Origin of the sequence: Kocuria sp. CPCC 205263, from assembly GCF_040981075.1 — a bacterium.
Lineage (GTDB): Bacteria > Actinomycetota > Actinomycetes > Actinomycetales > Micrococcaceae > Kocuria > Kocuria rosea.
Window position 1 is genome coordinate 91,797 of the sequence record NZ_JAVKPV010000008.1, and the last position, 25,171, is coordinate 116,967.

A 25,171-nucleotide genomic window follows, 5' to 3' on the forward strand; every position below is an offset into this window, starting at 1 on the left:
CATGACCGAGACCATTCCCTTTCCCGCCGAGCGCACCGCCGTGCTCACCGGCGCCGCCTCCCCGCGCGGCATCGGCCGCGCCACCGCCGACCTGCTCGCGAGCCAGGGCTGGAACGTCGCCGTCCTCGACATCGACGGCGAGGCCGCCGCGGAGGCCGCCCAGGACATCGCCGGACGGCACGGGGTGCAGGCCCTCGGGCTGCGCACGGACGTGTCCGACCAGGCCTCCGTGGACGAGTCCGTCGCACGGGTCGAGGCGGAGCTCCCGCCGATCGTGGCCCTCGTCAACCTCGCGGGCATCAGCTCGCCCACGGAGTTCATGCAGGAGACCCGGGAGGCCTGGGACCGGGTCTTCGCGATCAACATGACCGGCACGTTCATGGTGACCCAGCGCGTGCTGGCCGGAATGATCGAGCGCAAGGTCGGCCGCGTGGTCAGCGTCTCCTCGATCTCCGCCCAGCGCGGCGGCGGGACCTACTCCAAGGTGGCCTACAGCGCGTCCAAGGCCGCGATCATCGGCTTCACCCGGGCCGTGGCGCGCGAGATGGGCGAGCACGGGATCACCGTGAACTGCATCGCCCCCGGTCCCGTGGACACCGACATCATGGGCGGCACGCTGAGCGACGAGCGCAAGGCGGACATGTCCAAGGACATCCTGGTGGGCCGCGTGGGCACCGTGCGGGACATGGCGGCCCTGCTCGCGTTCCTCGTGGGGCAGGACGCCGGATTCATCACCGCGGCGACATACGACATCAACGGGGGGCTGCAGATCTCCTAGCCGGACCGCGGACACCGGGCGGGAACCCTGGGGATCCCGCCCGGTCCGCATCCTGCAGGGCCCCGGATCAGGGCGCGGCGTACCAGCTGCGGTCGCCGACGAACTCGTCCGGTCGGTGGTCGACGAAAGCGGCGCCGTCGAGGCCGAGGGACTCGGCGCTGCGCTGGAGCGAGGACGTCCTGGCGAGGGATCCCCAGCGGCCCGTCTCCAGGCGTTCGTCCATGGCCTCGACGGCGGCGACGTTCTCGGCGACGGTGAAGGTGCAGTGACCCTCCCGGTCCACGAAGGCCTGCCGGAACAGGGACTGCTCGCCGGCCCGGCGGACCGTCTCGGCGTACTCCTCCTGGTACTCGACCGGGGCCAGCAGGTCGACCAGCGTGTGGGTGGCCAGCACGGGGACCTGCAGCTCGCCGGTGGGCGTCGAGGTCCGCCGCATCCACTCCAGGCCGTCCTCGTCCGGGGTGATGTCGGCACTGCGGCTCAGCGTCCCGAGGTCCGCGGCGAGATCGAGGCCGGCGAGCCGGTACAGGTGCCGGACCTGGTGCCGCTGGTCGGAGGAGCGCAGCAGCCGGGCGTAGTCGACCCCGGCGGTCCAGCCGCTGTCGCCGCCGGCGGCCTCGACGATGGTGTGGCGGCGCTCGATGACGGTCGGCAGGGTCTGCAGCACCAGTTCGGCCTGGGCGGCCGCCAGCACCTCGGGGTCCTCGGCGTCCACGCCGTCCAGTTCCGTGGGGGTGTGCAGCAGGGCCGCCACCAGGGCGATGCGGGCCCGGCCCTCCGCGGAGCCGCGGGCCTCCTCCAGGGCCTCGCGCAGCGCGGCGATCGTCGCGTCGGACTGGCCCGGGGCGGTGAAGCCGGTCAGTTGCACGTCCTGACCCGGCAGCAGCAGCTCCGCCGCGGCGTGGGCGGCGTCCAGCTGGTAGTTGTTCAGGGCCACGCCGCCGCCCACCAGCCCGCAGGTGCTGACGGCGCCGTCGATGCCGGCCCCCGGCACCTCCGCCATCAGACTCGTGACGAGCCCGCCCATGGAGCGGCCCATGGCGATGACCCGGTCGGCCTCGCCGAAGCGCTGCTCGAAGGCCGCGAGGGTGTCCAGCTGGTCCTGGACGGCCGTCTCCAGGGCCCAACCGGTCGCGGCGTAGGACGACGACGCGACGGCGTAGCCCCGGCGGATCAGTTCCTGCGCCGTCGGGTCGAACCCGGCGTCCCAGGCGGGATTGGAGGGCCCGGGGCGGAAGCCGTGGGCGAACAGAACCACCTTGCCGTTCCAGTCCGCCGGCACCTCCGCCCGCCAGGCGGCACCGTTGTCCAGGGTTCCGGTGGCCACGGTCGGGGCCGCCGAGGCGGCCGTGCCGGGGGAGGCGACGACGGAGGCGCCCGGGGTGGCCACGGCGGGGAGGGTGCCGGCGGTGGTGGCGAGTGCGGTGGCCAGGGCGGCCGCCGGGACGAGGGTGGTGCGACGGAACCGGGGGGAGCGGACCACGAGATACCTCCAGAAGTGAACAGTTCAGTTAGTGAACTGATCCTGCGCCCGCCGACCGGGTGTGTCAAGGGTCACAGTCCGTGGGGGTGCGCGGTGCACGTCCTTCCGGACGTCAGAAGGCGACCTGTCGCAGCAGGCGTGCCAGGTCCTCCCGGTCCTGGGGCCGGAGGTCCCCGAGCGACCTCTCGGCGGCGAGGTCCACCGCCGCCTTGGCGCTGGCGTAGAGCTCCCGCCCCGCACCGGTGGGGGCCACAATCTTGGAGCGGCGATCCCGGGGGTCGACCCGCCGCTCCACCAGGCCGCGCTGCTCCAGCTCGTCGAGGAGGGCCACGGTCTGGCTGGGCTTCATCCGCAGCAGGTCGCCGAGCTCCCGCTGCGTCGGCCCCGTGCCGCTGCAGGCCGCCGCCAGGAGGGAGTAGCTGCGGACCTTCAGCCCGAGCGGGGCGAGCCCCTGGTTGGCCGTCGACGAGCCCAGCGCCGCAGCCCGGGCCATGAGGAAGATCGGCTCCGAGGCGAGGTCGATCTCCGTCAGTCGTGCGAAACCGTCGGGTGCGGGGCCGGGGTGGTCCGCGGCGGGGGTGGGGGACATCGGGGCGGCTCGCTTTCACGGGTGGATCCGGACCATCCTACGAGCTGGAGCCGCCCCGGGCGGCACCGCCCCGGCACCTTCCCGGCGCTCTTCCGGGGAGGTGCCGGGGGGGCTCACCAGCGGGGGTGGATGTCCGCCCGGAAGTACGCGTCGTAGATCCTGCGGACCCCGGCGTCGATCTCCCGGCCCAGGTCCCCGGTGTCCGCCGCCGAGGCGTTGCCGCGGACCTGCTCCACGCTGCGCGCCCCGGGGATCACGGTGCTGACGCCGTCCTGGGCGATGATCCACGCGATCGCGGCCTGCGCCGTGGTCACCCCGTCCGGGAGCAGCCCGGCGAACTCGCGGACGGCCTCGAGGCCGCGCTGGAAGTCCACCCCGGAGAACGTCTCGCCGACGTCGAAGGCCTCGCCGCCGCGGTTGTAGTTGCGGTGGTCGTCGGCCGCGAACCGGGTGTCCGCCGTGTACTTCCCGGACAGCAGCCCCGAGGCCAGCGGCACCCGGGCGATGATCCCCACCCCGGCCTCCTTCGCCGCCGGCAGCACGGCGTCCAGCGGCTTGAGCCGGAAGGCGTTGAGGATGATCTGGACGGTGGCGGTGCTCCCACGGGCGATGGCCGCCAGCGCCTCGTCGGTGCGCTCCACGCTGACGCCGTAGTGGCGGATCGCGCCCTCCTGGACCAGGGTGTCCAGGGCGTCGTAGACCTCCTGGTCGCTGTAGACCGGCGTGGGCGGGCAGTGCAGCTGGACCAGGTCGAGGGTGTCGGTGCCCAGGTTCCGGCGCGAGCGGTCCACCCACTGCCGGAAGTTCGCGAGGGTGTAGTTCTCCGGGACCTGGTCCGCGCGGCGGCCCATCTTCGTGGCCACGGTGATGTCCAGGTCGGGGCGCTCGCGCAGGAACGCGCCGATGGTCTGCTCGCTGCGGCCGTCGCCGTAGACGTCGGCGGTGTCGAAGAACGTGACCCCCGACTCCACGGCGGCCTCCAGGACGGCGGTGGCCTCGGCGGGGTCGACGTCCCCCCAGTCCGCGCCCAGCTGCCACGTGCCCAGGCCCACGGTGGAGACCTTCCGTCCGGTCCTGCCGAGTGTGCGTTGCTCCATGCGTAGAATCCCGTTCCGCGATCGGTGGAGGGTCTCCCGGGTGCCCGGGGGACGGCGGCCCGGGTTCCGGGGGCGCCGGGGACCACCATGCGGTGCGACGTGTCCGCCGCGCAAGCACCGGGGGGAGGGACATCGCTCCAGGGGACCCCTCCACTGGGTCCGTCCGGGGCCGTGCAGTACCGTTCTGGCCATGACCGTCGAGGGTGGTGCGAACTCCGCACGGCCTCCGCGCGCCCCCAACATCCGGGACGTGGCCCGCGCGGCCGGGGTCTCCCACCAGACGGTCTCCCGGGTGATCAACGGGCACCCCGCGCTGCGCGACTCGACCCGGCAGCGGGTGCTGCAGGCCATGGAGGAGCTGCGCTTCCGGCCCAACCGGGCCGCCCGCGCCCTGGTCACGAGCGAGTCGCGGACCATCGGCGCCCTCGTCTCCTCGGGCGCCGAGTACGGCCCGTCGGCCAGTCTCCGGGCGGTCGAGACGGCGGCCGACGAGGCCGGCTACGTCGTGGACACCGCCCACATCGACCACGCGGACCGCGCCTCCATCGAGTCGGCCCTGGACCGGATGGTCGGCCACGCGGTGGAGGGGCTGGTGATCCTCGCGCCGCAGTCGCGCACGCTGGAGGTGATCGAGCAGCTGTCCATCCGGATCCCGTTCGTCACCGTGCACTCCCTGCACAGCGAGGACCACCGGATGTCGGTCGACCAGTTGGCCGGGGCCCGGCTGGCCACCCGTCACCTGCTGGAGCTGGGGCACCACCGCGTGGTCCACGTCCCCGGCCCCGAGGGGTGGGTCGAGACGGACGCCCGCCGCCAGGGCTACCGCGAGGAGATGACCGCCTGGGGTTTCGAGCCCGTGGTGGTCCCCGCCGGGGCGTGGACCGCGGACTCCGGCTACCGCGCGGGGCTCGGACTGCGCGGGAGCCGGGAGCTCAGCGCGGTCTTCTGCGGCAACGACCACATCGCGCTCGGCCTCGTGCACGCGTTCGCCGAGGCCGGGCTGGACGTGCCCGGGGACGTCAGCGTGGTGGGCTTCGACGACGTCCCGGAGGCCGCGCACTTCCGGCCGCCGCTGACCACGGTGCGCCAGGACTTCCCCGAGCTGGGCCGGCGCTGCATGGCTGTGCTGCTCGCGGAGCTGCGGGGGGAGCAGCCGGTCCGGCCGGGGGACGTGGAGCCCGTGCTCGTGGTCCGCGAGTCCACGGCCGCGCCCGCCTCCGACCAGGGCTGATGGACCCCCGGTCACGCCGTTACCAAACGGTTACCAAGTGATGTGGGACACGTGCTTCCACGCTGCGGTAGGTTGGCCCGAACATCAGATGTGACCGTTCACATTCCGAGGGGGGCCGGCTGGCGGCCGCCCCTTTCGGAACGTGCGGCTCGAACGACAACGAGGTCCTCCGTGAGCCAGCCCAGCCCAGATCCCACGTACGTCATCGGCGTCGACTACGGCACCCTGTCGGGGCGGGCCGTCGTCGTGCGGGTGCACGACGGCGCCGAGATGGGCTCCGCGGTACACGAGTACGAGCACGGCGTGATGGACACCGTGCTCGCCGCCACGGGGGAGGCCCTGCCGCCCGAGTGGGCGCTCCAGGTCCCCGCCGACTACGTGGACGTCCTGCGGCACGCGGTGCCCGCCGCCGTCCGCGCCGCCGGCGTGGACCCGAGCGCCGTGGTGGGCGTGGGCACCGACTTCACCGCGTGCACCATGGTCCCCGTCCGGGCCGACGGCACGCCCCTCAACGAGCTGCCCGGCCTGGCGGGCCGCCCGCACGCCTACGTGAAGCTGTGGCGCCACCACGCCGCGCAGGGCCAGGCGGACCGCATCAACGATCTCGCGGCCCGGCGCGGAGAGCGCTGGCTGCCCCGCTACGGCGGTCTCATCTCGAGCGAGTGGGAGTTCGCCAAGGGCCTGCAGCTGCTCGAGGAGGACCCCGAGCTGTACCACCTCATGGACCACTGGGTGGAGGCCGCCGACTGGATCGTCTGGCAGCTGACGGGCAGCTACGTGCGCAACGCGTGCTCCGCCGGGTACAAGGGCATCCTGCAGGACGGCGAGTACCCCGACCGCGAGTTCCTCGGCGCCCTGAACCCCGGGTTCGCCGGCTTCGCGCAGGACAAGGTCGACCACCCGATAGGGGCCCTCGGCACCGCCGCGGGCACGCTCAGCGCGCAGGCCGCGGAGTGGACGGGCCTGCCCGCCGGCATCGCCGTGGCGGTGGGCAACGTCGACGCGCACGTGAGCGCCCCCGCCGCCCGGGCCACCGCGCCGGGTCAGATGGTGGCGATCATGGGCACGTCCACCTGTCACGTCATGAGCTCCGACACCCTGCGCGAGGTCCCCGGGATGTGCGGCGTGGTGGACGGCGGGATCATCGACGGGCTCTACGGCTACGAGGCCGGGCAGTCCGGGGTGGGCGACATCTTCGGCTGGTTCACGGCCCACTTCGTGCCGGGGCGGCTCCAGGAGGAGGCCGCCGAGCGCGGGCTGAGCGTGCACGAGCTGCTCACCGAGCAGGCGAGCCGCGAACCGGTGGGCGCGCACGGGCTCCTGGCCCTGGACTGGCAGTCCGGCAACCGGTCCGTGCTCGTGGATCACGAGCTCTCCGGGCTGCTCGTCGGCCTCACCCTGGCCACCCGCCCGCACGAGGTCTACCGCGCCCTGCTGGAGGCCACCGCCTTCGGGACCCGCACGATCGTGGAGGCCTTCGCCGCCTCCGGGATCCCCGTCACCGAGTTCGTGGCGGCCGGCGGGCTGATCAAGAACGCGTTCCTCATGCAGATCTACGCCGACGTGCTCGGCATGCCGATCTCGGTGATCGGCAGCGACCAGGGCCCGGCCCTGGGCTCCGCCATCCACGCGGCCGTGGCCGCCGGCGCCTACCCGGACGTCCGGGCGGCGGCCGCGGCTATGGGCCGGCTCGAGCGCAACGCCTACACCCCGAAGCCCGCCCACACGGAGGCCTACTCCGTCCTCTACGAGGACTACACCGCGCTGCACGACCACTTCGGCCGCGGCGGCAGCGACGTCATGCGCCGGCTCAAGGCGCTCCGGCGCAACGCCCGCTCCACCCAGGAGGTCTCCGCGTGAACGCCCTGACGCCCGAGCTTGACGAGCGGATCGCCCGCGTGCGGCGCGAGGTCGCGGACCTGCACGCCGAACTGGTCCGCTACGGGCTGGTGGTCTGGACGGCGGGCAACGTGTCCGGGCGGGTCCCCGGCACGGACCTCTTCGTGATCAAGCCCAGCGGGGTGAGCTACGACGACCTCGGCCCGGAGAACCAGATCCTGTGCGACCTGGACGGCCGGCCGGTCCCCGGCACCCCCGGCGCGGAGCGCTCGCCGTCCAGCGACACCGCCGCCCACGCCTACGTCTACCGGCACATGCCGGAGGTCGGGGGAGTGGTCCACACCCACTCCCCCTACGCCACGGCCTGGGCGGCCCGCGGCGAGGCCATCCCCTGCGTCCTGACGGCCATGGCGGACGAGTTCGGCGGGGAGATCCCCGTGGGGCCCTTCGCGATCATCGGCGACGACTCGATCGGCCGCGGCATCGTGGAGACCCTCTCCGGCCACCGCTCCCGCGCGGTCCTCATGCTCAGCCACGGACCGTTCACCATCGGCAAGGACGCCCGGGACGCCGTCAAGGCCGCGGCCATGCTCGAGGACGTGGCCCGCACCGTGCACCTCTCCCGCCAGCTGGGCGAGCCGCTGCCCATCGACCCCGCGCACGTCGACTCCCTGTTCGACCGCTACCAGAACATCTACGGCCAGCAGCCCGCGGCCGTCCCCACCACCCCAGGAGCGCTCACCCGTGAATCCTCTGCCCACCGCCCTTGACCACTACGAGGTCTGGTTCCTCACCGGCAGCCAGGACCTCTACGGCGAGGACACCCTGCGCCAGGTGGCCGAGCAGTCCCGCGAGATCGTCCGCGTGCTGGGCGAGGCCGGGCTGCCCGTCGAGGTGGTCTGGAAGCCCACGCTGAAGGACGCGGACTCGATCCGCCGCACGGCCCTGGAGCTCAACGCCGCGGACGGCGTGATCGGGGCGATCGCCTGGATGCACACCTTCAGCCCCGCCAAGATGTGGATCACCGGCCTCGACGCCCTGCGCAAGCCGCTGCTCCACCTGCACACCCAGATCAACGTCGAGCTGCCGTGGGGCGAGATCGACTTCGACTTCATGAACCTCAACCAGGCCGCGCACGGCGACCGCGAGTTCGGCTACATCCAGACCCGGCTCGACGTCCCGCGCAAGACCGTGGTGGGCCACGTCTCGACCCCCGGCGTCACCGCGCAGATCGCCTCCTGGCAGCGCGCGTGCGCCGGCCGCGCGGCGGTCCAGGGGCTCAGGGTGGCCCGGTTCGGCGACAACATGCGCAACGTCGCCGTGACCGAGGGCGACAAGACGGAGGCCGAGCTGCAGTTCGGGGTCTCCGTGAACACCTGGGGCGTCAACGACCTCGTGGCCGTGGTGGACGCCCAGTCCGAGGACCGCGTGGACGAGCTCGTCGCCGAGTACGAGGGGCTCTACGACGTGGCCCCCGAGCTGCGCCGCGGCGGCGAGCGCCACGAGTCCCTGCGCTACGGGGCCCGGCAGGAGCTCGGGATGCTCCAGTTCCTGGAGGAGGGCGGCTTCGGCGCCTTCACCACGAACTTCGAGGACCTCGGCGGGCTGCGCCAGCTGCCGGGCCTCGCCGTGCAGCGGCTCATGGCCCGCGGCTACGGGTTCGGGGCGGAGGGCGACTGGAAGACGGCCCTGCTGGTGCGGGCGGCCAAGGTCATGGGCGCCGGGCTGCCCGGGGGCGCGTCCCTCATGGAGGACTACACGTACCACCTGGTGCCGGGGGAGGAGAAGATCCTCGGCGCCCACATGCTGGAGGTCTGCCCGAGCCTCACCACGGCGCGCCCCTCCCTCGAGGTGCACCCCCTGGGCATCGGCGGACGAGAGGACCCCGTGCGCCTGGTCTTCGACACCGACGCCGGCCCCGGCGTGGTCGTGGCGATGTCCGACATGCGGGACCGCTTCCGGCTCACCGCCAACACCGTGGACGTCGTGCCCCCGGACGCCCCGCTCCCGAACCTGCCGGTGGCCCGCGCCGTCTGGCGGCCGCACCCCGACCTCGCGACCTCGGCCGCGGCCTGGCTCACCGCCGGCGCCGCCCACCACACGGTCCTCAGCACCGCGGTGGGCGCCGACGTGATCCGGGACTTCGCCGACATGACCCGGACCGAGCTGCTCGTCATCGACGACACCACCACCCTGCGGGAGTTCCAGCGCGAGGTGCGGTGGAACGCGGCCTACTACCGGCTCGCCCAGAAGCTCTAAGCGGGACGACCGGGACGGCCGGAACGACCATGATGACCAGGACCCCTGACGACCACCACGAGATCTCACCAGCACCGACCTCGCTCGAACACTCCCACCACCGGGCAGTGCGGCCCGGACCGACGAAAGGCACGACCATGACCCCGAAGATCGACCTGAAGAAGACCCTCACCGGGGTGACCGCCCTGACCCTCGCGCTGGGCCTCACGGCCTGCGGCGGCAACCGCGGCGGCGGCGCGGAGGCGGGCTCCAACGAGGGCGCCAAGATCGGCGTGGCGATGCCCACGCAGCAGTCCGAGCGCTGGATCGCCGACGGCGAGAACGTCAAGGCGCAGCTCGAGGAGCTCGGCTACGAGGTGGACCTCCAGTACGCCAACGACGACATCCCCACCCAGATCTCCCAGATCGAGAACATGATCAACGGCGGGGCCAAGGCCCTGGTGATCGCCTCGATCGACGGCACCACGCTGACCAGCGTGCTCGACACGGCCGAGACCCAGGAGATCCCCGTGATCGCCTACGACCGCCTCATCAACGAGTCGGACACCGTGGACTACTACACCACCTTCGACAACTACGAGGTGGGCGTGCAGCAGGGCACGTCGCTGCTCACCGGCCTCGGGGTCCTCGACGAGAACGGCGAGCCCACCGGCGAGAAGGGCCCCTTCAACGTGGAGCTCTTCGCCGGCAGCCCCGACGACAACAACGCGACCTTCTTCTGGGACGGCGCGATGGACACCCTCCAGCCCTACCTGGACGACGGCACGCTCAACGTCCCCAGCGGCCAGACGGAGTTCGAGCAGGCCGCCATCCTGCGCTGGCTGCCGGACACCGCCCAGGACCGGATGGAGGACCTCATCACGGTGGGCGGCGGCGACCAGCTCGACGGCGTGCTCTCCCCGTACGACGGCCTCTCGATCGGCATCATCTCCGCGCTGCGCTCCGGCGGCTACTCCCAGGACGAGCTGCCCGTGGTGACCGGCCAGGACGCCGAGGTCGGATCCGTGAAGTCGATCGTCAACGACGAGCAGTACTCCACGATCTTCAAGGACGTCCGCGAGCTCGGCGAGCGCGCGGTGCTCATGGTGGACTCCCTGATGAAGGGCGAGGAGCCCGAGGTCAACGACGAGGAGACCTACGACAACGGCGTGAAGGTGGTCCCCGCCTACCTGCTCGAGTCGCAGATCGTCACGAAGGACAACTACCAGGAGGTCCTCGTGGACAGCGGCTACTACGAGGCGTCCGAGCTCGAGTGATCGCGACCGGCCGGGCGGCCCTCCGCCGCCCGGCCGGTCAGTCCCCTCCACCCACCCACCAGCTCGAGACGAGGAGGCCCGCATGAGCGAGCACGTTCTGGAGATGCGCCGGATCAGCAAGTCCTTCCCCGGCGTCAAGGCGCTGCAGGACGTCAACCTGGCCGTCGCCCGCGGCGAGGTCCACGCGATCTGCGGGGAGAACGGCGCCGGCAAGTCCACCCTCATGAAGGTCCTGTCCGGCGTGTACCCGCACGGCACCTACGAGGGGGACATCGTCCTGGAGGGCGAGACCGTCTCCTTCCGGGACATCAAGGACAGCGAGCGCAGCGGGGTGGTCATCATCCACCAGGAGCTGGCCCTGTCCCCGTTCCTGTCCGTCGCGGAGAACATCTTCCTCGGCAACGAGCGCGCCACCCGCGGGTTCATCAACTGGAACGAGACCAACGCCAGGGCCGCCGACCTGCTCCGGCGCGTGGGCCTCGACGTGAACCCCAGCGTCCCGGCCGGGGACATCGGGGTGGGCAAGCAGCAGCTCGTGGAGATCGCCAAGGCGCTCTCCAAGGACGTGAGGCTGCTCATCCTCGACGAGCCCACGGCCGCCCTCAACGACGAGGACTCCGCGCACCTGCTGGGCCTGGTCCGCGGGCTGCGCGAGGACGGGATCACCTGCATCATCATCAGCCACAAGCTCAACGAGATCCGGGCGATCGCCGACTCCGTGACGATCCTGCGCGACGGGCAGACCATCGAGACCCTCAGCCTGCACGACGGGTCGGTCACCGAGGACCGGATCATCAAGGGCATGGTGGGCCGCGAGCTCAAGAACCGGTACCCGGAACGGGTCCCCGACATCGGCGCGGAGGTGCTCCGCGTCGAGGACTGGACCGTGCACCACCCGCAGGAGCACTCGAGGGTGGTGGTGGACAACGCTCACCTGTCCGTGCGGGCGGGCGAGATCGTGGGCATCGCCGGGCTGATGGGCGCCGGGCGCACGGAGCTGGCCATGAGCATCTTCGGGCGCAGCTACGGGTCCAACATCACCGGGCGGATGTACAAGAACGGCGAGGAGATCACGGCGCGGACCGTCAGCGAGGCCATCCGGCACGGCATCGCCTACGCCACGGAGGACCGCAAGCGCTACGGGCTCAACCTGATCGACGACATCAAGCGGAACATCTCCTCGGCGGCGCTGGGCAAGCTCACGTCCGCGGGCTGGGTCGACGGCGGGCGCGAGACGCTCGTGGCGCAGGACTACCGCACCAGCATGAACATCAAGGCGCCCTCGGTGTCCTCGATCACCGGCAAGCTCTCCGGCGGCAACCAGCAGAAGGTCGTCCTGTCCAAGTGGATGTTCGCCGACCCCGACGTGCTCATCCTCGACGAGCCCACCCGCGGCATCGACGTGGGGGCGAAGTACGAGATCTACACGATCATCAACAGGCTGGCCGCGCAGGGGAAGGCGGTGCTGGTCATCTCCTCCGAGCTGCCGGAGCTGCTGGGGATCTGCGACCGGATCTACACGCTCGCCGAGGGCCGGATCACCGCCGAGGTGCCCATCGCCGAGGCCACCCCCGAACGACTCATGCAGCACATGACCAAGGAAAAGGACTGACCCATGGCTTCCACCCTCGTCGACGAGGACCGGGCTCTCGACAGCCGGGGCCCGCAGAAGGCCTCCACCGTGGCCGGTGCCGGCCGGTTCCTCATGAGCCGGCTCCGCCAGATCGGCATCTTCCTGGCCCTGCTGGTGATCGTGACGCTGTTCCAGGCCCTGACCGGCGGCGCGCTGCTGCAGCCGGACAACGTCTACAACATCATCGTCCAGAACAGCTACATCCTGCTGCTGGCGATCGGCATGGTCATGATCATCGTGGCCGGGCACATCGACCTCTCGGTCGGCTCGGTGGCCGCGTTCGTGGGCGCCATGTCCGGGATCATGATCCGGGACTGGAGTCTGCCGTGGTGGGTGGCCCTCGTCGCCGCCCTCGCGGTCGGCGCGCTCGTGGGCGCCTGGCAGGGCTTCTGGGTGGCCTACATCGGGATCCCCGCCTTCATCGTGACCCTCGCCGGCATGCTCGTCTTCCGCGGGCTGACGCAGATCGTGCTCGAGAACCAGCGGATCACCGGCTTCCCGCCGGAGTACCGCCAGCTCGGCGGCGGCTCCCTCTTCCCGGGGCTGTTCCCGCCGGCGACCAACATCCTGGACTGGACCACGGTGGGCATCGGCCTGATCGCCACGGCCATGCTCGTGCTGAGCCAGCTCCGGGGCCGGGCCAACCGCGCGAAGCTCCACCTCGAGGACGAGCCGCGCGCCTGGTTCCTCACGCGGCTGGTCTTCGGCGTCGTCGTCATCCTCGCGCTCACCTTCCTGCTGGCCAGCTCGCGCGGCGGGACGCCGATCGTGCTCGTGGTCCTCGGCGTGCTGGTGGTCGCCTACAGCGCCGTCATGAACCGGACGGTGTTCGGCCGCCACGTGTACGCCCGCGGCGGCAACCTCCAGGCGGCCCAGCTGTCCGGTGTGAACACCAAGCGCGTCGACTTCCTGCTCTTCGTCAACATGGGCGTGCTGGCCGCGCTGGCCGGGCTGGTGTTCACCGGCCGGCTCAACTCCGCCGGGCCGGGCGCCGGAAACCTGTTCGAGCTGGACGCGATCGCCGCGGCCTTCATCGGCGGCGCCGCCGTGACCGGTGGCGTGGGCACCATCATCGGAGCCATCACCGGCGGTCTGATCATGGGCGTGCTCAACAACGGCATGTCCCTCATGGGCGTGGGCATCGACTACCAGCAGTTCATCAAGGGCCTGGTGCTGCTGCTGGCGGTCGGGTTCGACGTGTTCAACAAGCGCCGCGCCTCGAACGCCCTCAAATGACCGCGCCCGCCCCGCAGTCCTTCGGGACGCTGCCCGACGGGCGGGAGGTCACCGCGCACACCCTCACCGCCCCGGGCGGGCTGAGCCTGCGGGTGCTCGACCTCGGCGCCGCGGTCCAGGCCCTGCACCTGCCCGGCCGGGCCGGGGGCCCCGGCACCAACGTGGTGCTGGGGCACCCGGACGCCGCCGGCTGCGCGGCACCCCCGGAGGCCTTCCTGGGAGCGGTGGTCGGCCGCTGCGCCAACCGGATCGCCGGGGCCCGCTTCGACCTCGACGGGACCACCGTGGAACTGGCGGCCAACGAGGGCGGCAACACCCTGCACGGCGGCCCCGACGGCTTCCACCGCCGCACCTGGCGGACGGTCTCCGCCAGCCGCGACGTCCTGGTGCTGGAGCTGGTCAGCCCGCACGGGGACCAGGGCTTTCCCGGCGAAGTGGTCCTCCGGGCCCGGTACGCCGTCACGGACGACGTCCTCGCCCTGGACCTGGAGGCCCGCACCGACGCCCCGACCGTGGTCGGGCCCGCGAGCCACGTCTACCTCAACCTCGCCGGGGAGGGATCGGGGACGGTCGACGACCACACGCTCACCGTCGAGGCCGACCGGTACCTGCCGGTCGGCCGGGACGGGGTGCCGCTGGGCGGCCTCGCCGCCGTGCGCGGGACGCCGCTGGACCTCACCGCCCCCGCCTGGCTCGGGGACCGGGTGCGGGCGGAGCACCCGCAGGTCGCGGCCGTGGGCGGGATCGACCACTCCTTCCACCTGCGCGGCACCGGGCTGCGCGCCGCCGCCCGGCTGGAGCACCCGGCGAGCGGGCGGTCCGTGGAGCTGTGGACCGACCAGCCGGCCCTGCAGGTGTACACGGGCAACGCCCTGGACGGCGCCATCACCGGCACCGGCGGGCGCGCCTATCCGCGGAGAGCGGGGATCGCCCTGGAGCCCCAGTACCACCCGGACTCGCCGAACCGGCCGGAGCTCTCCGACCCGGTGCTGCGCCCGGGGCAGACCTACCGCTCCCGCACCGAGTGGCGCTTCCGGTACTAGCGGCCGCCGGCCTTGTTCTCGCGCCGCTTCGCCATGATGCGGCCGAAGATCGCGGTGCCGACCATGAACAGGATCCTTCGCATGCTGGTGCTCCTTCTTCTCGCTGGGGTGGTGCTCGGATGACGTGCCCGGTCCACGCTACGGGGTGTCCCGGCAAAAGGTAAGTGAGCTGAAGAGTTTTCGGCCGAGAGCGAGCGCGCCGGGGGCCCCCGCGTCAGCGGGTGCGGGGGCGGTACCCGGCGTCGTCGTTGACGTACGCGTAGTAGAAGCCGATCAGGACCCCGCCGCCCAGGAAGTTGCCCAGGAGGGCGATCCCCACGTTGGCGCCCGCGGCCCCCACGTCGAGGCCGTCCTCCAGGCCCACCACGGTGAACAGGACCGTGTTGGCCACGGAGTGCTCGAGACCCAGGAACGCGAAGAGGAAGACGGCCACGATCATGATCAGGCTCTTCATCAGGTCGTCCTTCACCAGGCCGTTGTAGACGAGCAGCATCGCCAGGTTGATGAGGAAGTTGCACAGCACCGCGCGCAGGAACAGGTCCGTCCACCCGGTGGCGCCGCTGGTGACGAACTCGAGCTTGTGCGCCACGGCGGCCTCCATCTCCGCGTGCGCGGGCCCGTCCGTGATCGTGCTGAAGCGCAGCACCACGGCCACGAGCAGCCCGCCCAGGAAGTTGCCCAGATAGCACAGCCCGAGCAGCCGCACCGCTTTGAACCACGAGGTGCGGCGGTAGTAGGCGCCGATGGAGACGATCATCATGTTGGACGTCAGGAGCTCGGACTTCGAGTAGTAGATGAAGACCAGCGCCCAGCCGAAGGTCACGGCACCCAGCAGGCGTCCCAGGGGGCGCAGCGTCGCGTCCCCGGCGGGCACGGCGTCGAACGCGGCGACGACGGCGAAGTTCGCGGCGAACAGGACACCGATGATCATCCCGGCCATCCCGGCGCGCTGCAGGTAGCGCCGCGCCAGCTCGCCGGACATGGTCGTCTTGGTCTCCAGCGCCGCGAGGACGGTGCTGATGAACTGCTTGCCCGGGAACAGCTGCTGCGGGTCGGAGGTCATGCTCGGCGCCCGTCTCCAGAGGTGGCCGTGGACCCGGGCGGCGTCCAGGAGCCGCCCGGTGGGACCATCCTAGGCGGGGGCCCGCGCCCCCGGTCCCGGGGACCCGGCGCCGGCGCCGCCACCGGCATCGACGACGGAACGGCCCCGGTGCCGCACCGGAGCCGTTCCGTCCGTCCTGCAGGGGATCATGCCTCCGGGAGCTTGGCCGCGAGGATCCCCCGGATGTAGTCCCGGTTCATGGCCGTCACCGTGAGGCCGTCGCCGCCGTAGTGCTCCACGCACATGGGGCCGTCGAAGCCGGCCTCCAGGGCCATGCCGATGGCCTCGCGGTAGTCGATGAAGCCGAGGGCCAGCGGCGCCGGCGCCGAGGCGTAGGAACCGGTGGCGGGGTCGTGGTCCCGGAAGTAGTTCTTGAGCTGCCAGTAGTTGGTGTGGGGGAGCATCTTGGTCAGCATCTCCCGCCAGTCCTCGACCTCCCGGTGCAGGCGGACGATGTTGCCGATGTCGGGGCACAGCCCCACGTTGGGCAGGTCCACGGCGGTGACGAGCTGCACGGAGCTGTCGGCGGTGCCGAGGAAGGTGCCCTCGTACATCTCCAGCGACACGCTGACCCCCCGCTCGGCGGCGTACTCGCCGAGCTCGCGGAAGCGGGCGGCGGCCTTCTCCCGGTTCTCCGGGGTCTCCTCGTCCTCGGCGCCCTCCGCGAGCCAGAACCAGGTGGCCTGCTTCTGCGGCTCGGTGAACGGGTCGTGCAGCCCCAGGCACACCATGGGCACCTCGAGGTCCGCCGCGGCGTCGATGGTCCGCTTCGTGTAGGCCATGTTCTCCCGGGCCCGGTCCTCGTCCGGGGTGATCACGCTCTTGCGGGTCACGGCGATGTCGCTGAAGGCGAGGTCGTAGGAGCGGGCCGTCTCGAGCAGCCGGCGGCGGCCGTCGGTGTCGAGGTCGGCGGGCCGGACCCAGGAGTCGGTGAGGTCGACGTGGTCGAAGCCCGCGAGGCGGACCTCGCGCAGCGTCTGCTTCCAGGCCTCGGGGCCGGCGGTGGTGCGGTCGCGGCCGTCGGCGGTGGTGCCGGTGAAGTTCAGCAGGGCGGCGCCGATCGGCCAGGTCTCGGGGGTGTGCGGCATGGTTCTCTCCTTGTCGGGCGCCTCGTCGGGCGCCGTGCTGGGTGGTGTCCGGGGTGCGCGGTGGCACCGGTGCTCGGGGCGGCGCGGGCTCACACCATGTGCTTGCCGCCGTCGATGAAGTACGAGGCGCCGTTGACGAACCCGGCCTCGTGGCTGGTCAGGAAGGCGACGAGGGCGGCCACGTCGTCCGGCTGCCCGACGCGGCCGGCGGGGATGCCCGCGGACATCGCGGACTTGCGGTCCTCGGTGAGCGCGCCGCCCATGATGTCCGTGTCGATGGGACCCGGGACGAGTGCGTTGCAGGTGATCCCGTGCGCTCCCAGTTCCCGGGCGCCACCGCGGGTCAGACCGAGGACCGCGGCCTTCGCCGCGGCGTACCCGGTCTTCGAGAACGTCCCGCCGCCGTCGTAGGCGGTGATCGAGGACGTGTTGACGATCCGGCCGCCGTGGCCCCCGTCGACCATGCGCCGGGCCGCCGCCTGCATCATGAGCAGCGTGCCCGTGGCGTTGACGTCCATGACCCGGGTCCAGACGTCCTTCGTGAGCTCGAAGAAGGAGTGGGGGCTGGCGATGCCGGCGAGGTTCACCTCGGCGAGCACGGGGGGCAGGTGGGCGTCGATCTCCTCGAACGCGGCGTCCACGGAGGCGGGGTCGGCGACGTCGACCGGGATGCCGCGCACCGGGGTCTCCGTCCGTCCGGCGAGCTCGGCGGCGAAGGAGCGGACGCCGTCGGCGTCGACGTCCAGCACCGCCAGGGCCCACCCCTCCCGCGCCAGGCGGCGGGCCACGTGGCGGCCGATGCCGCGCTCGGCCCCGGCGCCGGTGACGACCGCCGTCCGGTGCGCGGGGAACTGTCCGTCGGTCATGAGAACTCCTTCGGGGCGATCAGGTGCGTGGCGATCGGGCGCGGGGTGGGGGGCGGGGCGTGGTGCCGGTGGCCGGCTCACGCGGTCAGGGCGTAGAGGCCCCAGGCCAGGGCGAAGGCCATGAAGCCGATCGCGGTGCCGACCACCGACCAGGTCTTCAGGGTGGTCAGGGTGTCGAAGCCGCAGAACTTGCCGATGAGCCAGAAGCCCGAGTCGTTGACGTGGGAGAAGGTGATGGAGCCCGCCGCGATGGCGACGACGATGGCGGCCAGCCCGACGCCGGACAGGCCCAGCTCCGCGACGGCGGGCGCCATGATGGAGCCCGCCGTGGTCGCGGCCACGGTGGCCGAGCCCTGGGCCACGCGGAAGGCGATCGCCACGAGGAAGCCGGCCAGGATCACCGGGAGTCCCATCGCGTCCAGGCCACCGGCGATGGTGCCGCCGATCCCGGTCTCGGTGAGCACCCGGCCGAAGGCGCCGCCGGCTCCCGTGATGAGGATGATCGAGCAGACCGGGGCGAGGGCGTGGTCGACCAGGTCCTCCAGGGCGCCGCCGATCGAGCCGCGGCCGCGCCGCGGCCGCAGGTACAGCAGGTACATCGCGAACAGCGTGGCGATCAGCAGCGCGATCGGGGTGTTGCCGATGAGCCGGGACAGCCGGAACAGGACGTTGTCCTCGCCCACGGACCCGCTGGCCTCCAGCGTGGTGAACAGCGTGTTGAAGAAGATGAGCACGAGGGGCAGCAGCAGGACGAAGATGATCGTCCAGAAGCCGGGCCGGGGCATGTCGTCCTCGAGCTCCACCTCGCCCAGGAGGTTCGGCACGGGCATGTCCGGGAAGCGCTTGGCGATGACCAGGCTGAGCCGGTAGCCGGCGAGGTACCACGTGGGCAGGCCGACCAGGAGCGAGACGAGCACGACCATGCCGACGTCGGCGCCCATCACCGTGGCGGCGGCGGTGGGGCCCGGGTGCGGCGGGGTGAGGGCGTGCATCATCAGGAAGGCGCCGATGGAGGGCAGCACGTAGAGCATGAAGGAACCGCCCAGGCGCCGCGCCACCGTGTAGATGATCGGCAGCATCACGATGAAGCCGGCGTCCAGGAAGATCGGGAACGCGTAGAAGAGGGAGGCGACGGCCAGGGCGAGCGGGGCCCGCTTCTCCCCGAACCGCCGCAGCATCGCGTCGGCGAGCACCTGGGCGCCGCCCGAGACCTGGACCAGGCGGCCGAGCACCGCGCCGAAGCCCACGAGCAGGGCCACGTTGCCCACGGTGGTGCTGAACCCTGCGACCACGACGCCCACGACGTCGGCCACGCCGATGCCGGCGGCCAGCGCCGTGAGCAGGCTGATGATGATCAGGGCAAAGAACGCGTGGACGCGGAGCTTGATGATCAGGAAGAGCAGCGCGGCGATGGCCGCGACCGCGATGGCGAGCAGGGCCCACGTGGGCCTCTCCGCCAGGACGAGCGCGTCCGCCGTGGCGGCGGGCAGAAGGATGTGCATAGCTGAGTCACCTTTGATCAGAACGCGGGCGGGCCACCCTAATGCTGTGGCGTGGACCACATTCGACGGGCCATTGGCCAATACCCTATAGGATATTGGTGAGCTGTCCAGTGGGTGGGGCGGCGGCAGGAGCGGTCCGGCCGCCCTCCGCGCCCGCGCCTGCGTGGGACAATGCCTGTTACGGCGGACGCGAGTGAGGAAATCGGCATGGACACGACTGTTCCGGGCGGGACGTGGGTGCAGCGCAGCATCCTCGCGGACCAGGTCTACAAGGAGATCCTCGCGCGTCTCATGGACGGTGACCTGAAGTCCGGGGACCCCATCAGCATCGACGGCACGGCGCGCGCGCTGGGTGTCTCGCCGACCCCGGTCCGGGAGGCCCTGGCGCGGCTGGAGTCCACGAACATGGTGGTCCGCGCCGCGCTGCGCGGCTACCGCGTGGCACCCCTGCTCACGCACGAGGAGCTGCTGGACCTCATGGACGCGCGCCTGCTCATCGAGCCGTACAACGCCGAACTGGCGTGCGGCCGTGCGGATGCGACCTTCCTGGAGTCCCTGGAGCGGTCCATCGACGACCTCCGTGAGGCGCCGAACGGGCCCCACTTCTCCGACTACCGCTCCTACTGGGAGGCGGACGAGCGCTTCCACCGGCTCATCGCGGAGCAGGCCGGCAACAAGTTCGTCCTGGGCGCCTACGAGTCCCTCGGCGGGCACGTGCACCGGTTCCGGCTCTTCAGCGGACTGGGGGTGCAGGACGCGCGGAGCGCCATCGAGGAGCACGCGCGGATCCTCCAGGCGCTGCGCCGCGGCGACCCCGCGGCCGCGCGGATCGCCATGGCCGGGCACATCTGCGGCGTGCGGGAGCGGGCGATCCACGAGCACGAGAGCGCCGACCAGGACGCCCGGAGCGAGAGCGCCTGAGGCCCCTCCCGCACCCCTCGACACCTCCCGGTGTGGTTGACACCACACTCCGCTCCGTGGATCCTATAGGAAACACGGCGAAGACCTGATCCGGTTCCCGCGGTCGCTCGCGACCCGCGCTCCGATGCCGCCGTGTCCCACAGACAGAACATGTGCACATCAGAGGAGATGGGGATCATGGCTCAGCGCTCGGTAGCAGTAGTCGGTTCGGGATACATGGGCGGGGGCATCGCCCAGGTGCTCGCCCTCGGCGGCGCGCGGGTCGCGCTCGCCGACATCTCGCAGGAGGTCGCCGAGAAGAACCTCGAGCGCCTGCTCGGGGAGGCGGAGCAGTTCGTCGCCGACGGGCTCTTCCCTGCGGACGCGGTCGAGCGCCTGCGGGAGAACCTGTGGGCCGCTCCCAGCATCGAGGAGGCCGTCGCGGACGCCTCCTACGTGGAGGAGGCCGTCCCGGAGATCCTCGACATCAAGCACGGCACCCTGCGCCGGATCAGCGACGCCGCTCCGGCGGACGCCGTGATCGGCTCCAACACCTCCACCATCTCCATCGCCCAGCTCGCCGAGGTCGTCGAGAACCCGGGCCGTTTCCTCGGGGTGCACTTCTCCAACCCCGCGCCGTTCATCCCCGGCGTCGAGGTCATCCCGCACGCGACCACCACGCCCGAGACGGTCGCGGCGGCCCAGGAGATCGTCGAGCTGACCGGCAAGAAGTCCGCCGTGGTCAAGGACGTCACCGGCTTCGTGCTCAACCGCCTGCAGTACGCCCTCTTCCACGAGGCCGCCCAGCTGGTCGAGGAGGGCATCGCCACCGCCGAGGACGTCGACACGCTGGTGCGCACCACCTTCGGCTTCCGGCTGCCGTTCTTCGGCCCCTTCGCGATCGCGGACATGGCCGGACTGGACGTCTACTCCTTCTGCTACGCCTCCCTGCAGACCTCCTTCCCCGAGCGCTTCGCCACGCCCAAGGCGCTCCAGGACCTCGTCGACGCCGGGAAGCTCGGCACCAAGTCCGGCGCCGGCTTCCTTCAGATCCCCGCCGAGCGCTCGAACGACCTCGTTGCGTACCGCAACAAGGCGTACGTGGCCATGGGGCAGCTCCTGAACGACCTGGGCCCCAGCCCGGTCGACGAGGAGACCGCCCAGCAGGGCGGCGCGTCCGCCCACGCCGGCTGAGCCGGCGCCACCGCACACCCCGCCGGGCGGAGCGGCGCTCGACGTCGATCGCCGCTCCGCCCGGCCACCCTCCGAGACCACCGAGGCTGGAACGATGACTTTTCTTGTGAACGATCCTGCGGAGTTCGCGTCCGACGCGCTGCGGGGATATGTGGCCGCCCATCCCGAGCACGTGGTGGCCGCCCACGGCGGGGTGGTGCGCGCCTCCGAGACGCCGGCGGGTCAGCCGGCGCTGGTGATCGGCGGGGGGTCGGGGCACTACCCGGCGTTCGCCGGGTGGATCGGGCCGGGGATGGGCCACGGCGCCCCGTGCGGCAACATCTTCTCCTCGCCCTCGGCCTCCCAGGTGTACTCCGTGGCGCGCTCGGCGGAGAACGGCGGGGGTGTGGTCCTGGGCTTCGGCAACTACGCCGGGGACGTGCTGCACTTCGGGCAGGCCGCGGAGAAGCTGCGCGCCGAGGGCGTGGACGTGCGGATCATCCGGGTGTCCGACGACATCGCCTCGGGCCGGGCCGAGGCCCACCGTGAGCGCCGCGGCATCGCCGGGGACCTGCCGGTGTTCAAGATCGCCGGGGCGGCGATCGAGGCCGGGGCGGATCTGGACGAGGCCGAGCGGGTGGCGTGGAAGGCCAACGACGCGACCCGGTCCTTCGGGGTGGCCTTCGAGGGCTGCACCCTGCCCGGTGCCGGTGAGGCGCTGTTCCACGTGCCGGCCGGGGAGATGGCGATCGGGCTCGGGATCCACGGCGAGCCCGGCGTGCGGGAGGTGCCGATGGGCACGGCCGACGAGATCGCCGACCTGCTGCTGGACGGTGTGCTGGAGGAGGAGCCCGCCCGGGTCGAGGGCGGCTACCAGGGGCGGGTGGCGGTGCTGGTCAACGGTCTGGGCACGGTCAAGTACGAGGAGCTGTTCGTGGTCTACGCCCGGGTGGCCGAGCGGCTGGCCGAGAAGGGACTCACCGTGGTGGCCCCGGAGGTCGGGGAGCACGTCACCAGCCTGGACATGGCAGGGTGCTCGCTGACCGTGGTGTTCCTCGACGAGGAGCTCGAGCGCTACTGGCTGGCCCCGGCCGACACCCCGGCGTTCCGCCGGGGTGCCCCGGACACGGCCGGGCGGCCGGCGCGGACCGGGGTGCACACCCCCGGCGCGGAGGAGGTGCCCGAGGCCACCGCGGAGTCCCGGTCGGCGGCCGAGCGGGTCGTGGCGGCCCTGGCGGTGCTGGAGGCGACCGCGGCCGAGCACGAGGAGCACTTCGGCAAGCTGGACGCCATCGCCGGCGACGGCGACCACGGCCAGGGCATGGCCTACGGGACCCGGGGCGCGCTGGCGGCCGCCCGGGACGCGGCCGCGGCCGGTGCCGGGGCGCGGACCGTGCTGCTGCGTGCGGGGGACGCCTGGGCCGAGGAGGCCGGTGGCACCTCCGGTGCCCTGTGGGGCGCGGCGCTGACCGCGGCCGGCGGGGTCTTCGACGACGCCGCCGGGGCCGGGTCGGACGAGGCGGTGGCCGCCCTGGTGGCCGGGATCGACGCGGTCGTCCGGCTGGGCGGTGCGGAGCCGGGGGACAAGACCATGGTCGACGCCGCCCTGCCGTTCCGCGAGGCGCTGCTGGCCGAGTTCGAGACCTCCTCCAACCTGGCGGGCGCCACGAAGAAGGCCGCCGCCGTGGCCCGGGAGGCCGCCGAGGCCACCGCGGACATCACCGCCCGCCGCGGGCGCTCGAAGGTGCTGGGCGACAAGAGCCTGGGCACCCCGGACCCCGGGGCGCTGTCCTTCTCCGTGCTCATGGACGCCCTGGGCGATCTCTTCGCCCGGACCCCGGACGCCCGGTAGGAGGCTGTCGTGACGGTGTGGATCGGCACGAGCTGGAAGATGAACAAGACCCTGGCCGAGGCCACGGACTGGGCCCGCGGCCTGGCGGATGCCCTGGCCGGGCGGGACCTCGGGGACGTGCAGCCCTTCGTGATCCCGCCGGCCACGGCGATCGCCGCGGTGGCGGCGGCCCTGGCGGAGGAGCCCCGGGTGCTGGTCGGGGCGCAGAACGCGCACTGGGAGCCGGCCGGGGCCTGGACCGGGGAGGTCTCCGTGCCCCAGGTCGCCGACGCCGGGGCCCGGCTCGTGGAGATCGGCCACTCCGAGCGCCGCGAGCACTTCGGCGAGACGGACGACACCGTCCGGGCCAAGGTCGCCGCGACCCTCGCCCACGGGCTCGTCCCGCTGCTGTGCGTCGGGGAACCGGCGGAGGTGCAGGCCGCCGGCGGGTCCGGCGCGCACATCCTCGGCCAGATCGAGCGCGCCCTGGCCGGCCTCGAGGCCGAGCAGCTGTCCCGGGTGCTGATCGCCTACGAACCGATCTGGGCGATCGGCGAGCACGGCCGCCCGGCCACCGTCGCGGAGCTGGCCGAACCCTTCGCCGCCCTCGGAGCGGCCTGGGGGCACCGGGTGCAGGGGCTGCTCTACGGCGGATCGGTCAACCTGGACAACGCCGCGGACCTGCTCGGCATCGACCACGTGGACGGCCTGTTCGTCGGCCGCACGGCCTGGCGGCTGGAGGGCTACCTGCGCCTGCTCGAGATCGCGCGGAGCGCTGAGGCGGCCCGCGCGAGGACCATCAACGACGAGAACGACGACAAGGAAAAGGTGAAGTGATGAGCGAGAAGAAGCTGCGGATCGTGATCGGCGGCGACGACGCCGGGTTCGACTACAAGGAGGCCCTGCGCCGGGACCTCGAGGCCGACGACCGCGTGGAGAGCGTGGTCGACGTCGGCGTCTCGGAGACCGAGAACACGGACTACCCGCACGTGGCCGTCGAGGCCGCCCGGAAGGTCGCCTCCGGGGAGGCCGACCGGGCGCTGCTGATCTGCGGCACGGGCCTGGGCGTGGCGATCTCGGCGAACAAGGTCCCCGGGATCCGGGCGGTGACCGCCCACGACTCCTACTCGGTGGAGCGCTCGGTGCTCTCCAACAACGCCCAGGTGCTGTGCATGGGCCAGCGGGTCGTCGGCCTGGAGCTGGCCCGGCGCCTGGCCAAGGAGTGGCTGGGCTACACCTTCGACACCACCAGCGCCTCGGCGGCCAAGGTCGAGGCCATCACCGGCTACGAGAACGGCTGACCGCACCTCGGCACCGGCACCGCCGGGCTCCGGCACGGGACACCGTGCCGGAGCCCGGCGCGTGTCCGTCCGGGGACCGCGACTACGTCCGCGCAGCACGCAGGTGCGCCAGGACGGCCGCCACCACCTCCTCCGGCCGCTCCTCGGCGAGGAAGTGGCCCGCGTCCAGGGCCCTACCCGTGGCCCGCGGGAACTGCCGCCGCCACAGCGCGAGCGGGTCCTCCCGCGCGCCGACCCGCCCCCGGGCGCCCCACAGGACGAGGGCGGGCAGGTCCCGCTGCTCGTGCTCGTCCGCCTCGTCGATCTCCCGGTCCGGGCCGGCGGCCGCGCGGTAGTCGCGGCACCAGGCGTCGACCACGGCGGGATCCCGCGCCGCGTCCTCGTAGGCGGCGAGCGCCGCCGGGTCGAACGGGACCTGCGTGCCGCTGAGCCCCTGGAGCGTCCGGCGCACGAAGTACACGGGGTCGTGGCCGATCAGGGTCTGCGGCAGGCCCTCGCCCTGGGCGAGGAAGGCCCAGTGGTAGTACTGCAGGGCCATCCATGCGTCCATCGACCGCCACACCTCCAGGGTGGGCAGGATGTCCAGCAGGGCCACGGACGCCACCGCGCCGGGGGCGTCGAGCGCCATCCGGTGGGCGGTCCGGGCGCCGCGGTCGTGCCCGACGACGGAGAACCGGTCGTGGCCCAGCGCCCGCATGAGCTGCACCTGGTCGGCGGCCATCGCCCGGAAGGTGTGGTCCTCGCTGCTCGTGCGCGAGCCGCCGTAGCCGCGCAGGTCGGCCGCGACCACGGTGAACTCCTCGGCCAGCACGGGGGCGAGGTGGTGCCACATGGCGTGGGTCTGCGGGAAGCCGTGCAGCAGGAGCACGGGCGGGCCGTCGCCGCCCGTGCGGGCGTGGATCGTGCCGTCGGCCACGGGGACGTCGTGGGCGGTGAAGTCGGGGAACACGGTTCCTCCTGCAGG

The 25,171-nt window shown here is 72.3% G+C and carries 22 protein-coding genes; 14 read left to right on the forward strand and 8 right to left on the reverse strand.

Annotated features, from left to right (window positions below; genetic code table 11):
* Position 1: 1 nt before the first annotated feature.
* A complete protein-coding gene (locus RF647_RS13925) occupies positions 2-778 on the forward strand; it encodes an SDR family NAD(P)-dependent oxidoreductase (RefSeq protein WP_017833613.1) in 777 nt (258 codons plus the stop codon).
* A gap of 67 nt (positions 779-845) precedes the next feature.
* On the opposite strand, the gene RF647_RS13930 is transcribed toward RF647_RS13925, so the two are convergent.
* The 3 genes from RF647_RS13930 to RF647_RS13940 form a co-directional block, all read right to left on the reverse strand.
* Positions 846-2,261 carry an alpha/beta hydrolase family protein gene (locus RF647_RS13930; protein ID WP_368812230.1) on the reverse strand — a complete coding sequence of 472 codons (1,416 nt, stop codon included), beginning with the start codon at positions 2,259-2,261 and terminating at the stop codon, positions 846-848.
* A gap of 112 nt (positions 2,262-2,373) precedes the next feature.
* Positions 2,374-2,850 (reverse strand): MarR family winged helix-turn-helix transcriptional regulator, encoded by a 477-nt coding sequence (locus RF647_RS13935; RefSeq protein WP_368812231.1) that lies wholly within the window; start codon positions 2,848-2,850, stop codon positions 2,374-2,376.
* Between the two features lie 113 nt (positions 2,851-2,963).
* Positions 2,964-3,947: an aldo/keto reductase gene (locus tag RF647_RS13940; protein ID WP_095650194.1), complete on the reverse strand. Its 984-nt coding sequence runs from the start codon at positions 3,945-3,947 to the stop codon at positions 2,964-2,966.
* Between the two features lie 190 nt (positions 3,948-4,137).
* Between RF647_RS13940 and RF647_RS13945 the strand changes: the two genes are divergently transcribed.
* From RF647_RS13945 to RF647_RS13980, 8 genes are all read left to right on the forward strand, one after another.
* Positions 4,138-5,178, forward strand: a complete 1,041-nt coding sequence (locus RF647_RS13945) for a LacI family DNA-binding transcriptional regulator (RefSeq protein ID WP_368812232.1) — start codon at positions 4,138-4,140, stop codon at positions 5,176-5,178.
* Positions 5,179-5,349: 171 nt separating this feature from the next.
* On the forward strand, positions 5,350-7,038 hold the full coding sequence (gene araB, locus RF647_RS13950; protein ID WP_368812233.1) for a ribulokinase: 1,689 nt from the start codon (positions 5,350-5,352) through the stop codon (positions 7,036-7,038).
* Positions 7,035-7,787: an L-ribulose-5-phosphate 4-epimerase gene (locus RF647_RS13955; protein ID WP_368812234.1), complete on the forward strand. Its 753-nt coding sequence runs from the start codon at positions 7,035-7,037 to the stop codon at positions 7,785-7,787. The genes araB and RF647_RS13955 overlap by 4 nt, the downstream gene beginning before the upstream one ends.
* Positions 7,762-9,276 (forward strand): L-arabinose isomerase, encoded by a 1,515-nt coding sequence (gene araA / locus RF647_RS13960; RefSeq protein ID WP_368812235.1) that lies wholly within the window; start codon positions 7,762-7,764, stop codon positions 9,274-9,276. The genes RF647_RS13955 and araA overlap by 26 nt, the downstream gene beginning before the upstream one ends.
* Positions 9,277-9,413: 137 nt before the next feature.
* A complete protein-coding gene (chvE, locus tag RF647_RS13965; protein WP_368812236.1) occupies positions 9,414-10,532 on the forward strand; it encodes a multiple monosaccharide ABC transporter substrate-binding protein in 1,119 nt (372 codons plus the stop codon).
* A gap of 82 nt (positions 10,533-10,614) precedes the next feature.
* Positions 10,615-12,144: a multiple monosaccharide ABC transporter ATP-binding protein gene (gene mmsA, locus RF647_RS13970; protein ID WP_368812237.1), complete on the forward strand. Its 1,530-nt coding sequence runs from the start codon at positions 10,615-10,617 to the stop codon at positions 12,142-12,144.
* 93 nt (positions 12,145-12,237) lie between these two features.
* Entirely contained in the window at positions 12,238-13,401 is a 1,164-nt protein-coding gene (gene mmsB / locus RF647_RS13975) for a multiple monosaccharide ABC transporter permease (protein WP_031283073.1), read from the forward strand.
* Complete coding sequence (locus RF647_RS13980; protein ID WP_368812238.1) at positions 13,398-14,444, forward strand: aldose epimerase family protein; 1,047 nt, start codon at positions 13,398-13,400, stop codon at positions 14,442-14,444. The genes mmsB and RF647_RS13980 overlap by 4 nt, the downstream gene beginning before the upstream one ends.
* Before the next feature lie 214 nt (positions 14,445-14,658).
* Here the strand turns inward: RF647_RS13980 and RF647_RS13985 are convergent, their stop codons facing one another.
* The 4 genes from RF647_RS13985 to RF647_RS14000 form a co-directional block, all read right to left on the reverse strand.
* Positions 14,659-15,507, reverse strand: coding sequence for a formate/nitrite transporter family protein (locus RF647_RS13985; protein ID WP_368812239.1), 849 nt, complete (start codon positions 15,505-15,507; stop codon positions 14,659-14,661).
* 185 nt (positions 15,508-15,692) lie between these two features.
* Positions 15,693-16,634, reverse strand: a complete 942-nt coding sequence (locus RF647_RS13990; RefSeq protein WP_115163405.1) for a sugar phosphate isomerase/epimerase — start codon at positions 16,632-16,634, stop codon at positions 15,693-15,695.
* Positions 16,635-16,723: 89 nt separating this feature from the next.
* Positions 16,724-17,500 (reverse strand): SDR family NAD(P)-dependent oxidoreductase, encoded by a 777-nt coding sequence (locus RF647_RS13995; protein WP_368812240.1) that lies wholly within the window; start codon positions 17,498-17,500, stop codon positions 16,724-16,726.
* A 77-nt stretch (positions 17,501-17,577) separates the two neighbouring features.
* Entirely contained in the window at positions 17,578-19,002 is a 1,425-nt protein-coding gene (locus tag RF647_RS14000) for a GntP family permease (RefSeq protein ID WP_368812241.1), read from the reverse strand.
* 207 nt (positions 19,003-19,209) lie between these two features.
* On the opposite strand from RF647_RS14000, the gene RF647_RS14005 reads away from it, so the two are divergent.
* The 5 genes from RF647_RS14005 (at position 19,210) to RF647_RS14025 (ending at position 24,207) form a co-directional block, all read left to right on the forward strand.
* A complete protein-coding gene (locus RF647_RS14005; protein ID WP_368795401.1) occupies positions 19,210-19,923 on the forward strand; it encodes a GntR family transcriptional regulator in 714 nt (237 codons plus the stop codon).
* A 177-nt stretch (positions 19,924-20,100) separates the two neighbouring features.
* Positions 20,101-21,096 (forward strand): 3-hydroxyacyl-CoA dehydrogenase family protein, encoded by a 996-nt coding sequence (locus RF647_RS14010; protein ID WP_368812242.1) that lies wholly within the window; start codon positions 20,101-20,103, stop codon positions 21,094-21,096.
* Between the two features lie 94 nt (positions 21,097-21,190).
* Positions 21,191-22,927 (forward strand): dihydroxyacetone kinase family protein, encoded by a 1,737-nt coding sequence (locus RF647_RS14015; protein WP_368812243.1) that lies wholly within the window; start codon positions 21,191-21,193, stop codon positions 22,925-22,927.
* 9 nt (positions 22,928-22,936) lie between these two features.
* Positions 22,937-23,743 (forward strand): triose-phosphate isomerase, encoded by an 807-nt coding sequence (locus RF647_RS14020; RefSeq protein WP_368812244.1) that lies wholly within the window; start codon positions 22,937-22,939, stop codon positions 23,741-23,743.
* Positions 23,743-24,207, forward strand: coding sequence for a ribose-5-phosphate isomerase (locus RF647_RS14025; RefSeq protein WP_368812245.1), 465 nt, complete (start codon positions 23,743-23,745; stop codon positions 24,205-24,207). Before RF647_RS14020 ends, RF647_RS14025 begins: the two co-directional genes overlap by 1 nt.
* An 82-nt stretch (positions 24,208-24,289) precedes the next feature.
* On the opposite strand, the gene RF647_RS14030 is transcribed toward RF647_RS14025, so the two are convergent.
* Positions 24,290-25,156 carry an alpha/beta fold hydrolase gene (locus tag RF647_RS14030; RefSeq protein ID WP_368812246.1) on the reverse strand — a complete coding sequence of 289 codons (867 nt, stop codon included), beginning with the start codon at positions 25,154-25,156 and terminating at the stop codon, positions 24,290-24,292.
* Positions 25,157-25,171 lie beyond the last annotated feature (15 nt).